At 65.3% G+C, this 11,003-nt stretch carries 13 protein-coding genes and 1 pseudogene; all 14 read right to left on the bottom strand.

Features of this window, described 5'->3' with window-relative positions; all coding sequences use genetic code 11:
• The coding region (locus ACK5NW_RS08555; protein WP_416927033.1) for a phage tail tape measure protein at positions 1 to 990 on the bottom strand (990 nt) is incomplete at its 3' end.
• Between the two features lie 28 nt (positions 991 to 1,018).
• Positions 1,019 to 1,162 (bottom strand): hypothetical protein, encoded by a 144-nt coding sequence (locus ACK5NW_RS08550; RefSeq protein WP_416927031.1) that lies wholly within the window; start codon positions 1,160 to 1,162, stop codon positions 1,019 to 1,021.
• A gap of 24 nt (positions 1,163 to 1,186) precedes the next feature.
• Positions 1,187 to 1,330: a GpE family phage tail protein gene (locus ACK5NW_RS08545; RefSeq protein WP_416927029.1), complete on the bottom strand. Its 144-nt coding sequence runs from the start codon at positions 1,328 to 1,330 to the stop codon at positions 1,187 to 1,189.
• 29 nt (positions 1,331 to 1,359) lie between these two features.
• A complete protein-coding gene (locus ACK5NW_RS08540; RefSeq protein WP_416927027.1) occupies positions 1,360 to 1,770 on the bottom strand; it encodes a phage tail assembly protein in 411 nt (136 codons plus the stop codon).
• A 94-nt stretch (positions 1,771 to 1,864) separates the two neighbouring features.
• The gene (locus ACK5NW_RS08535) at positions 1,865 to 2,371 is read right to left on the bottom strand and encodes a phage major tail tube protein (protein ID WP_416927025.1); all 507 of its coding nucleotides are present in this window, start codon (positions 2,369 to 2,371) and stop codon (positions 1,865 to 1,867) included.
• A 36-nt stretch (positions 2,372 to 2,407) separates the two neighbouring features.
• Positions 2,408 to 3,607: a phage tail sheath subtilisin-like domain-containing protein gene (locus tag ACK5NW_RS08530; RefSeq protein WP_416927023.1), complete on the bottom strand. Its 1,200-nt coding sequence runs from the start codon at positions 3,605 to 3,607 to the stop codon at positions 2,408 to 2,410.
• 97 nt (positions 3,608 to 3,704) lie between these two features.
• Positions 3,705 to 4,118: a hypothetical protein gene (locus ACK5NW_RS08525; RefSeq protein WP_416927021.1), complete on the bottom strand. Its 414-nt coding sequence runs from the start codon at positions 4,116 to 4,118 to the stop codon at positions 3,705 to 3,707.
• Positions 4,119 to 4,126: 8 nt separating this feature from the next.
• Entirely contained in the window at positions 4,127 to 4,531 is a 405-nt protein-coding gene (locus tag ACK5NW_RS08520) for a hypothetical protein (RefSeq protein WP_416927019.1), read from the bottom strand.
• Complete coding sequence (locus ACK5NW_RS08515; RefSeq protein WP_416927017.1) at positions 4,532 to 5,431, bottom strand: hypothetical protein; 900 nt, start codon at positions 5,429 to 5,431, stop codon at positions 4,532 to 4,534.
• The gene (locus ACK5NW_RS08510) at positions 5,428 to 6,036 is read right to left on the bottom strand and encodes a hypothetical protein (RefSeq protein WP_416927015.1); all 609 of its coding nucleotides are present in this window, start codon (positions 6,034 to 6,036) and stop codon (positions 5,428 to 5,430) included. Before ACK5NW_RS08510 ends, ACK5NW_RS08515 begins: the two co-directional genes overlap by 4 nt.
• Before the next feature lie 13 nt (positions 6,037 to 6,049).
• Complete coding sequence (locus ACK5NW_RS08505) at positions 6,050 to 9,166, bottom strand: DUF4815 domain-containing protein (RefSeq protein ID WP_416927013.1); 3,117 nt, start codon at positions 9,164 to 9,166, stop codon at positions 6,050 to 6,052.
• Positions 9,167 to 9,171: 5 nt separating this feature from the next.
• Positions 9,172 to 9,660: a hypothetical protein gene (locus ACK5NW_RS08500; protein ID WP_416927011.1), complete on the bottom strand. Its 489-nt coding sequence runs from the start codon at positions 9,658 to 9,660 to the stop codon at positions 9,172 to 9,174.
• 2 nt (positions 9,661 to 9,662) lie between these two features.
• Complete coding sequence (locus ACK5NW_RS08495) at positions 9,663 to 10,607, bottom strand: phage tail protein (RefSeq protein ID WP_416927009.1); 945 nt, start codon at positions 10,605 to 10,607, stop codon at positions 9,663 to 9,665.
• Positions 10,604 to 11,003: pseudogene (locus ACK5NW_RS08490) on the bottom strand (baseplate J protein); the annotation flags it as partial. The pseudogene ACK5NW_RS08490 and the gene ACK5NW_RS08495, both read right to left, overlap by 4 nt.

Here is an 11,003-nt window from a genome sequence, read left to right as displayed (position 1 = left end):
AAAGCCTTGCAGCATGTTGCCCGAATCCACGCCCAGGTAAAAGGTGCGCTGGATCACGTCCATCAGCGCCATCATGTCGCGTTCTGTGGTGCGGGTGGCGTCTTGCATCTTGGCGGCGAATTCGGCCGCCTCGGTAACAGGCATGCGCAACTGCACGCCCAGGTAGGCTGCGGCCTCGCCGGTGCCGCCCAGCACCGCTTGTGCGCTGATGCCCTGGCGACGCAACATCGTGAACATGTTGACAAAGTCTGCCGTGGTGCCTGGCAGGCGGTCGCCCAGCTTCTTGGCCAGGGCGTCCATCTGCGCGAACTCGGGGGCCACTTGGCCACCTTGGAGCATCATGGCGCTGCGCAGGTCGCTGCTGGCGTTTTCTTGCTCGCTGTAGGCTCCCAGCACGGTGCCCACACCACGGCCCAGCCGGTGGCCAGCCATGGCCATGCCCACACCCGTAGCACCGATCATGCCCGCGCGCGTAAGCGTTTTGGTGTGTTTTTCGCGGGCTTTTTGCAGCCGCTCCAACGCGGCCTGCTGGCGTTTGGCAGCGCCGGTGGCGCGGTCAATGTTGGTGGCCAACATGGCTTCGGCGCGGGCCACGTTGGTCACGCCCAGCTTTTCCAGTGCCGTGCGGGTGCGTTGCAATTGGCGGCGGTGGCTGTCTTGCCTGACCTCCAGTTTGGCCAGCAGTTTCTCACCGGATTTAATTTCAGCGTTGTGGGCTTTTTGCGCCGCCGCGTCGTCCGTTTTGGCCGCGCGCAACTCGACCAGGCGAGAGCGGACGGCGGTCAGTTTGGCGCTGGTTTCGCCCAGGTTGGTTTGCAGCTTGCGAAATTGCTCGATGGCGGCGTGCTGGCCTGCCAGCTTATCGAGTTGTGCCTGGGTGGTCGCCAGTCCGGCAACCAGTTTTTCGTTGCCCTTGGCAAGGTCTTTCAGGGGGGCCAGCGCTTTGTTTTTAAGCTCTAGCAGCACCTGCAATCGCAGATCGTTGCTCATGCTTGCCCCCTTGCCACGGGGGCGTCAATCAGCCGCCGCGCAGGTTTTTTATTTGCCGATCCATGGCCGATAACAACCACAGGTGCAGTGGCAGCGCCAATACCCCCAGGCACGCCAGCAGCATCAAGGCCAGTGCGGCCCAAGCGATGACGGTCAAGATTAAATCGGACATGGTGGTACATGATAGCGCACTCGATTATTTTTTGCCCGGCTGGTTGCGATCCATGGCCAGCGCGTGCCAGTGCATCAGCTCGGGCACGGTCATGCCCCACAGGTCGCTGGGTGGCCAGTGCCACACCTGGGCCAGGTTGGCCATCACCCCGTGCAGGTCTGCGACCATGGGGCGTGCCTGTCCATCCGGCCCTGGGGCTACAAAAAACCGCCAAACGCCTCGCACAAGGCCAGGGTGTCGGGCAGGCTGAGTGCGTCAGTCTCCTGCGGAGACAGGCGCGGCATGGCGATGCGCGGTAGCAGTTGCAGCAGCTCTTGCGCATCAAGATGAGCCAGGTTGATCAGTTTGATGCCGCGCAAAACACCCGCCGTAGGCTCGCGCAGGTACAGCGTGGCAACGGGTTGCATCTCTGCGCTGGCGCGCTGGATGGGTTTGCGCAGGTTGATGCGGGTGGTGTAGCGCGGGCCAAAGTCATGCTCGGTGGCAATGTGGGGGCCGGTGGCTACGGCATCGGCCAGCGGCTGGGCGGCGGCGGCGGTCTCCACGCCGGTGGTGTCTGCGCCGGTGGTGTCTGCGGTGGCCTTGGGGACGGTGGTTTTATTGCTCATGGGTCACTCCAAAAATAGGTTCGGTTTTGCGGAGTCGGGGATGACCGAAAACCCCGTGGCTGATGGGCCTGCTGTGATGCGTGTGGCGCTGGTTTTAGATTCCCAGCGTGGCCTTGGTTTGCTGCATGCGGTCTACGCCGCCCACGTTTTCGATCATGTTGATGTAGTCCACCTCGACCAGGGTGGTGCCGTTGTCGATCCACTTGAAGTAGGTCAGCGCAAACTCGTACTCGTGCTCGGTCAAGTCGCCTACCTTGGCGTTGCCGGGGTCGAACTTGATGAGGCGGCCACGGGCGACCACCTCTACGCCTTGCACGGCGTCGGTGTCGTCGGCTTGCACGGCTTGCACCAGGCGCAACTGGGTGCCGCTCAAAGATCCACCGTATTGGGTAATGAGCGCGGCCACGTGGCCCGCCATCTTGAGGGTCAGGGTCAGCTCTTTGCCGCCCATATCGAGCTTGACGGGGCCGTCCATGCCGCCTGCGCGGTAGTCTTCGGTCTCGCGCTCCATGGTGGGTGGCGTGGCCTCGGTGCACTCGCCGGCGTAGTGCGTGCCGTTGACAAAAACGGCCATGGCTTTGAGTTTGCGGGGCAGTCCCATAGTGTGGTGTCCTTGTGTGGCTTAAGGGTGTGTCGATCAGGCGGCGGCCGATGCCACTTTGGTGGCAAATTCGGCCAGGTACTTGTCGGTAAAACTTTGCATCAGGTGCAGGTTTTCCAGTGGCGGCACTGGGGTGTATTCGTAGTTGATGGTCAGCACCCCGGCCTTGATTTGATCGGTCTCGTTGAGGTCTTCGTCGTACCAGCATTTAAAGCCCAACAAATAGCCCTTGGCCACCAGGTCGCGCCCCAGGGCTTGAATGCCCTCGATGATGTCGCGCGCCAGGCCGGGCGTGAGCGGGCGGTCGATGTAGGCAAAGTGCGCCTCAGCGATGGACTCGCGCAGCACCTGGGCAGTGCGGGCGTAGCTCTCGAACATAAATTGGTCGTCGGTGGCGGTGGTGCGGTTGCCCCAAAAGCGAAAGCCTTGTTTGGCAATCAGGCAGGTGCCCTTGGCCTCGTTGATTAAATTGGCGTCGGTGTTGGCGTCGACCAAATCAAAGTGCACGGCATAGGCGGGGGCGATGCCCGACACGCCCGATACGGGCACGTTGCTGAGTGTTTTGTGCCAGCCCTGCGTGGCGTCGATTTGCGCGCGCAAGCCCAGGGCGGTGGCCACGGGGCCAACCTCTGCGGTGGTTTTGGTGGCCACGTTAAAGCGGGTAAAGCGGCCATAAATCAGCATGGCTTCGCGGTCGCCCAGGGTGCCAAAGTCGGTGATGGCGTTGCTCACGCTGTCGGTGTGGCTTTCGGCGTAGGCCATGGCGTGGAGCTTTTTGGCCACGGCCACCAGGGCGGCGCGGGCTTCGGGTACGTCCAGCTCGGGGATGCCCAAAATCTTGGGTTTGACGCCGGTGATGGTCTCGGCGGCCAGCAAGGCATAAACGCCGGTGTAGGCACCGGCCACGTTGGTGCCGATCACTTTGGCCAGTTGGTCGGCGGCAATTTCGGCCGCGTCTGCGCCCTGCCCTTCGGCCACGCGCACGATCACCATGACCGGCATGGATTGGTCGGCAATGTCGCGCAGCGCGGTGCTTAACGTGCCGCTGGTGCCGGCTTTGCCTTGGGCCTCGCTGATTTTGGTAACCAGCTTGGGGACGTTGAGCGGGAAGTAACTGGCGTCGGCATCGTCGGCGGTGGCCACAAGGCCGATCACGCTGGGCGATTTGATGCGGATGACCTGTTGGCCGTCCAGCGTTTCGGTGACGCTGACGCCGTGATGAAATGAGGTGGCCATGTTGGTGGTGTCCTGTGCTTGATGGGTTGTTGGTCATTGGGCCATGCGCGCGCGGCGCATGCCAGCTATTGGGTTTGTAGCGGCGGGGGCTACTTTTTTAAGCCTTGTTTTTGAGGGCGTGCAGCAATAGGCGCTCTGGCGTCATCCATTGCGCATGCGGGATGCCCATAGCCAATGCGCACCACTCAAAGCAATACAGGCGGTGCTGATCGCCGCCGATGGGCAGGGCAAAGCCCAGCACGCCCAGCACGTCATAGGCGGTGCCCTCCCATACGTCAAACAGTGTGGCAACTTGCGCATCGCGGGCGCTGCCCAGGTCGATCAGGTGCCACTTGTGCGGCTCCCAGTCGGCGGCGGGCACGCGGTGCAGTCCATGCGCGCGGTTGCTGTGCAGCAGATCACCATCCAGCACCACGCCGCCGTGGCACCACTGGCTGCACAAGCGCCAGCGGGTGAGCGCGGAAAACCAGCGCTGCGGCCGCGTGGCCGATGCGCTAGGGGTTGCGCGCAAGGCAAGCATCATGGTTGGTAGCGCTCCGCGTCTTGGATGGGCGCGTCCAAAATCTCTGCGGCGCGGCCCACAGCCAGCAGGCCCAGCGCCTCAAGCTGCTGCACACCGGCGCGCGTTTCGGCTCGGTCGAGGTCGATAAACGTAGATGAGTCCACGTCTTTGAGGTACACGCGCAGCGCGGCGGCCTGCTGGCGCGTAGCCAAGGCCGCAGTGGCCTTGTCTAGCGAGGCAATTTCGAGTGCCGTTTTTTCGACCACGCTGAAGCGGTTGCGAAAAGCCAGGCGTGTGATATTGCGCGTCGTGGCCGTCACCTCTACGGCCTCGGGCAGTATCTCTGCGCCGGGATGGTGCGCGTCGATGAACGATGGGGTGGCCACGATCACGTCGCCGTTTGCAAGTTTGTATTTGCCCATTTACGCCACCTGCTTAAAAATAAAAACAACGCCGCCGCGACCGCCAGCACCGCCTGATGCGCTTGCCCCGCCGCCACCCAGGCCAGCACCACCACCACCACCGCCTGCGGAACTAGACTGAAAGCTGCCGCCACCACCGCCAAACGCGCCGCCTGCGCCACCTGTGCCCGTGCCACCGCCCGAGCTGCCACCGCCGCTACCACTGCCGCCAGCTGCGCCGATGGCACCGCCGCTACCGCAGGCGGCAACCAAAAATGGGGATAACAAATCCGAAACTTGGGCCTCGCCGGTGCCTCCAATAAGGTTCGCTCCGGGCGACGCACCAAAGGGTGGGCCACCTGAGCCACCACCAGGAAAGCCACCTGCGCCGCCGACGCCTCCACCGCCGCCGGTGGAGGCGGTGGAGGCGGCACCACCGTCATAAGCCTCACCAAAAAGGCCAACCGCGCCACCACCACCACTGCGCGTAGCAGTTGCTGATGCGCCGCCCCGCCCGCCCAGCACAAAGCCGTCCCAACCGGTCGGGTCGGCATTGGCCGCAGGTTGCTGGCCACTGCCAAGCACGCCACCGCGCCCGCCGGGGATGCTGGCAGCTACAGCGCCGCTTAGACTGGTGGCTCCGCCATTGCTGTTGGCCGCCCCGCCAGCGCCCACTGTGACGGTAATTGCGTCGCCTTTTTTTAAAGGCGTCTCAAGCCACGCATATGTGCCTGCGTTGCCGCCGCTGGCAAACGCGCCGCCTGCGCCGCCGCCGCCGCCCGATATGGCGCGGATGGTGGCCAGGCAGTTAAATGGCACCGTGATCACACGACTGGTGGTGATCAGCAGCGGCTCTGCGTAGCCCAGCGGAGTGCCGGATAGGTAACTTATTTTGCCCATGAGGGCGATGGCATCGCTCACAGCGGCTCCTTGGTGGTGGTGGTGTCGATCAGGTCGCTGCCTGACCATGTGTAGATGGTGGTGACGCGCACCCCCATCCAATCCGTTACGGACTGGCTGGGCAAGCCGTTGGCGGTGTAGCTGTAGGCGACCACCCCGGCCTGCCCATTCAAAACGAAAGTTTTTTTCTGCAAGGTGCCGTTGGCATGCCAGGTGTACTGGCTTTGGTCGGCATCGCTGGCGGCTGTGGTGGGGCTGCCGATCAAAGATATGTCGCCATCGCCCAGCAGGCTTTGCCCGCCCACTGTTTTGATGGTGGTGCCGCTGGCCAGCTTGGCCTGTTTGCTGGCCAGCGCTGCGGCAGTGGCGGTGCTGATGGGTTTGTCGGCGTCGGCGGTGTTGTCGACCGCGCCCAGGCCCACCTGGGCCTTGGTGTGCGCGCCGGTAGCAGACAGGTGCTGATCCAGCGCTTGTTGCAAGGTGGTGGCGCTGGCACCGCGCGCGGCCAACGCCTGGTCGATCAGGCGCAGGGCGGCACGCAGGCGCTGCACATCCTGGTGCAGTGGCCGCGCGCTGTTGGGCAGTGGTAGTTGGTGGGCGCTGGTGCGTTCGTCGGGGATGGTCATGTGCGGCCCCTTGTCACAGCACCACGGCGCGCAAGTTGGTGACGGCAGGGCGCGCAGTGTGGCTGCCGGTGAGGGTCAAGCGCACGCGCAGGCCTGCGGCGGCGTCAACATGCTCCAGCCGATGGGTCAGCTCCAGCACGCCCACGGTGGCCGAGCTGCTGCTCAAAAACGGCACCAATGTCCAGGTGTCGGTGCCTGCGGCCTGCACATCGACTGTGACGGCGCTGCCAGCAGGCAAATCGGCGTCGTAAATCACCCTCACGTCGCTGTCGGCGGCGGCGGTCAGGGTCGGGCTGATGTAGGTGCCGCTGGTTTGCAGCGATGCGGCCATCAGTTGCACGCTGGGCTCCAGCACGGCACCCAGCCGGTTTTTGCCCGACAGCGCCACCGACACGGCCACGTCGCCGCTGTAGCGGTTGGGCAGTTGCACCACCTGGTCGGGTGCCACCTGGTGGGTGGTGCCGTCGTCCAACTCGAGGGCAAACACACAAGCCGCATCGGCGCTGGGCTGGCTGGCGTAGGCGGCGACCATCAAGTCGGTGGCGTCGGTCACAGGGGCTACACCCAGGTCAATCACGGTGGTGGTGCCTGCGGTGCTGTAGTCGGCGGCAAGCAAATCAAAATGCAGGTCTTTGTCTTGGTGCGTCGTCCAACTGCTGGCATTGCTGCTGGACAGCAGCACGCCCACTTGATAGGGCTGGCTGGCAACCCATCCGGGCATGTGCTGATCCCACTCGCCCAGCTCGGCCACGGCGACAGCGGCGTCAGCGTCGTCGCTAAATACGATGACCGCGTACTCACGTGCGGCTTGCAGCAAGGTGGGTGGCCAGGTGATGGTGGTGGGGTTGCCGTCGATGGCGATGGCGGCCGCAGGCACGCGGCCCTCGGCCAGCACGTTGGTGGTGGGTATGCCTTGCGAGCATTCGCGCACCTGCACCACGGCCGCGCTGCTGCCTTTGGCGGTGTAGCGCAGGCGCACGCCGGTGGACTGCACCGACTCGGCCAGCGTAAAGGTCTGCGCCAGCGGGTCGCTGTTGCGCACCACGGCAAACGTGGTTTGTCGAATTTCGCGCTCGATTAATGTGCCCAGGCCGGTGAACAGCGCGGCGGCGGTGGTGCCTGCCGCGCCGGTAAATACCACGTCATAAGTGCCTGCCGGCAAGGTGTCGGGCACGGTGAATACGCCGCTGATGCCACTGGCACCTGCGGTCAGGCTGCCGCCATCCACAGGGGTGGGGGTGACGGACACGCCACCAAAGACCACGCTGGCCAGCACTTCGCCGGGCGGAAAATCCAGCTCGAAGCCGACTGTGGTGGCGCGCAGATTTTCGATGGCGCTGGTGGTGGTTTTGACCACTGCGTTTTGCACGATGGTATTGGCATCGGACTGGCGGCCAGCAATGCCGTTAAGCCACTTGTCTTTGCTTTCTGTCCATCGGTCAACCGATGGGCGCAGCACTACGGCGGCGGGCAATGGGTCAAAGGCCATGTAGGGGTTGACGGCCATGTCCCCGGTGCGCCACGGCTGGCTGAGTGCGGGGGTGCTGGTGTGCGCCGGTGCGGTGCGCTCGGTAAGCTGGGTGCCCACGCGGGTGGACACCACGTCCAGCGGCAGGCGCAGTGCGCCGCTGCTGATCAGGCCGGTTTGCGGGCGGCCTGCATCGCGCAGGCTGTCGTCTGTCAATGGGTCGGCAAACAAGCCTTTTTTGATGCCGCTGTGGCGGCCTGCAATGTCCACGGCCAGGCGCAGCTCAGCCAGGTCGGTGGCCATGTTGTCCATGCGGGTGTCGTAGGCGACCAGGGTCTGCATGGGCACCATGCGCACGCCGTCCAGGGCCACGCGGCGGCGGCTGTCCCAAAACTGCACCACGCTGGCCAGCGCCAGCGCGTCTTCGGGCACCACGGGGGGCACAGGTGTCCAGGGTGCCGAGACGCCTTTGAGCCAGGCAAATTCGCCCTCGGCGGTGAGGATCAAGCGGTCGATGCGGCGCTGCGCGTGGTTGTAGCTGACCTGGATCAGCGTGCCTGCCAGCGCCCCTGCGACGGTGCCTCCTTTGTCGTCGGCATCGGTGGGGGTCACCAGTTGGGTGTAGGTGTAAGTGACCTGGTAGGTGCTGCCGGGGGATGGCTCGGCACCGGCAGCGGCCCAGTCGACCTGGCCGGCGTTGAGCGCGCAGTCGGTGCCGATGGCAAAGGTGCTGGCCCCTTGGCTGACCGATTCCAGCAGTAGCACGCTGTTGTCGGGCAATGGGTCGGCCGCGCCGGTAAAGCCGCCATGCACTACGTCTACGGTGCGGCGGCTGGTGACGCGGTACTCGATGGCCCCCACCGCCGGGTAGCGGTGGATGTCCACGCGCTGCGGCCCCTCGGTGCTTGACATATGCGACTCAGAGTCCACGCGCAACACGTCAGGGGCGGTGGGGTGCAGTATGCGGCGGGTGGCCGCAAAGCTGTGGCTGAGCCCAGCCACGCGGGCGGTGCCCTCGGACAAGGCGTAGGCTTGTGCGCCGGATGCGTCGTCGTCCAGCATGCGCAGGGCCAGTCCGTGCACGATGTAGCTGCCGCCCGATGAGTCGCGGTCGTAGCGGGTGATGGCTTGCGTGACTGCATCAAGGTTCGGCGGCGGCTCTTTGGGTCGGACGACACCATCCTCAACCAGCCAGATTGGGTAAAAGCTGCCGGGTTGGCCATCGCCCTCCACGCCCCATGACAGCACCACACGCTTGCGCGATGCGCCGGGCAACATGTAGCCGCGCGTGCCAGCGGCAGGGTTGAGCAGCTCGGGCGCTTGCAGCTCGGTGACGGTGCTGACCTGGTGGTACAGGCCCACATGGACATTGCCCACCACGGGGATGGTGATGTTGGCTTGCTGCACGGCGCGCACCGCACCATCCAGGTACACAGCGCCCGACTGGCAAAGTGTGTCGCCGCTGGGCAGGCTGACGATCAAGCCCGCATCGCGCACGATGTCGCCGTCTGCAAACAAGATGGCGGTGATGGCGCGCAGGCGGTGGTCAAAGATGGCCTGCACCTCGTTGACCTCGGCGCTTTGCAAAATGCGGTCGGGGTGGAACAGCACCGAGTCCCAAGGCGCGGCGGCGTCGAAACGGTTGTAAATGGGTTGGGTCATGGTGGTTACAGGGGCAGGATGTATTCAAAGGCTTGATAGGTGGTGCCGGTGCGCTCGATGCGCTCGCCCCGGTCAAGCAGGTACATGCGTCCAGGGTCGGTCACTTGCGCTGGGGTGTAGTAGTGCTGGCCAGGCGGCAATGCCGCGTCGGTGGCCCCGCCAACAAACAGGGCCACTTCGCGGATGGTTTCGCCATTGGCCTCGGCAAAATCAAACACGGTGCGCAGGTACAGCCAGGGCGTGGGTGTGGCGCTGACGGCAAAGCGTTCGCCGCCTGGCATCAGGATCACGCCCGCCGCGTCGGGGGTGGCGTATTCGGCGCTGGTGACTTTGCGGCGGCCCACCTCGGCCACCAAGGCAGTGGCGTCGGTGGGTTCGGCCTCGGGCGTGGTGTCCCAGGCGGGATCGCCACGGCCCCAGGCCAGGTGCATGGGCATGGCTTTGAGAGCGGTGGCCAGCGCGGTGCGGCCGGCGTCTTGCAAGGTGGCGGACATGGTTAAGCGGTCTCCGTAGTAAGGCGGCTAAGAATGTGGGTGTGGTGCCAGGGCAGTGCATCCCAGGCGGCGACGGTGTCCCAGGTGCGGGCCAGCGGTTGCGGGCGCGGCGCACAGGCCACGCGGGTGATGGCGATGGCCGCCTGCGGCTGGCGGCGCAGGGGCGCGGCGCACAAGCTGGCAGCAGTGGGCACACGGCGGGCATGTGGCGGCGCGCTGGCGGTGCGCTGCGGGGCCAGCGCGGGGCGCACCGTGATGCCGCCGCCCAAGGCAGTGGGCAGCACCGGAAAATCAAGGCGCTGCACGTCCAGTGCGCCGGCGTGCGGGCGCTGCGCCGGCTTGCGGCCAGTGCTGATGCAGCGCGCCAGCGGCTGGCCCAGGCTGCGCGGCAGCAGTGCGGCGCTGCGCCGGCCAAAGCTGACTTTGATGGGGTCGTCGCCCGTAATGTCGACCCACGCGCCGCTTTCGTTGTCGAGTACGCCTGAGTCCAGTTTGGTGCCGCCGTCAAGCCATATGGCACGCAAGTCCCAGGCGTAATACACGCGATAAAAACTGACGTGGGCGGGTATGGATGCCCGCACCACATGGGCAATTTCGGCCAGCTCGGCGGTGCTGGCGGTGCGGCCCAAATCAATGTGCAGCCAAGGGCCGTCTGCATCGAGTCGGGCAGTGGCAAAGCCGATCCAACTGAGCGCGCGCAGCACAGCGGCCGGGGTGCCGCGCTCGAACAGCCAGGGCAATGCGGCATCAATCAGGGCGCGGGTGTCGGCAAAGTGGCGGGCCAGGTCGGACAAGCCCCATTCGGCGGCCAGCCAAGGCAAAAAACTGTCGTGGTAGGTGCCACTGCGCACTGCGTCGGCCAGTGCGGCCCACTGCGGCGCGGTCTGGTCTATCGCGCGCTCCAGCGGCGTGGCGTTGGGGGGCAGGATGGTGCGCGCGTCGGTCACTGTGCGATGCCCCCATCCATCAAGGTGATGGTGCCAGCCACCGGGTATTCGTCGTCGGCCAGGGTTATGAGTTCTGGTGGGGTGGCTGCCACCGGGTAGGCCACACCGGCCACGCCTTGCACGTGCAGGCGTGCGCTGATCCAACTGCGGGGCATGTCGCGCCCCAAGCTGGCGTAGCTGTCGATCCAGCCGGGCAGCGCAGCGGTAATCTGCGCCAGCAGGTCGGACGGGGCCAGCGCCTCGCGCGTGATGGTGGCGGTGATGTCGATGGCGCGCGGGCGGGCCAGCGCGGTGAGTACGGTGACGCCCAATGTGTGGGCGTTGTCGGCCAGCACGGCTGATGTGACGGCCGCCAAAGTGGCCTGTGCGTCGGCACCGTCTTGCGGCCACACCAGC

The sequence above is a fragment of the Ottowia sp. genome, assembly GCF_047975795.1.
Classification (GTDB): domain Bacteria; phylum Pseudomonadota; class Gammaproteobacteria; order Burkholderiales; family Burkholderiaceae_C; genus Ottowia.
Note: the sequence above shows the minus strand (reverse complement) of the source record. Positions and strands in the feature narration are given on the sequence as shown.

Coding starts and splice junctions, on each gene's coding strand:
- ACK5NW_RS08520 (WP_416927019.1), bottom strand. CDS start 4,531: ATGGGCAAATACAAACTTGCAAACGGCGACGTGATCGTGGCCACCCCA.
- ACK5NW_RS08535 (WP_416927025.1), bottom strand. CDS start 2,371: ATGGGACTGCCCCGCAAACTCAAAGCCATGGCCGTTTTTGTCAACGGC.
- ACK5NW_RS08540 (WP_416927027.1), bottom strand. CDS start 1,770: ATGAGCAATAAAACCACCGTCCCCAAGGCCACCGCAGACACCACCGGC.
- ACK5NW_RS08550 (WP_416927031.1), bottom strand. CDS start 1,162: ATGTCCGATTTAATCTTGACCGTCATCGCTTGGGCCGCACTGGCCTTG.
- ACK5NW_RS08545 (WP_416927029.1), bottom strand. CDS start 1,330: ATGGTCGCAGACCTGCACGGGGTGATGGCCAACCTGGCCCAGGTGTGG.
- ACK5NW_RS08505 (WP_416927013.1), bottom strand. CDS start 9,166: ATGACCCAACCCATTTACAACCGTTTCGACGCCGCCGCGCCTTGGGAC.
- ACK5NW_RS08500 (WP_416927011.1), bottom strand. CDS start 9,660: ATGTCCGCCACCTTGCAAGACGCCGGCCGCACCGCGCTGGCCACCGCT.
- ACK5NW_RS08510 (WP_416927015.1), bottom strand. CDS start 6,036: ATGACCATCCCCGACGAACGCACCAGCGCCCACCAACTACCACTGCCC.
- ACK5NW_RS08530 (WP_416927023.1), bottom strand. CDS start 3,607: ATGGCCACCTCATTTCATCACGGCGTCAGCGTCACCGAAACGCTGGAC.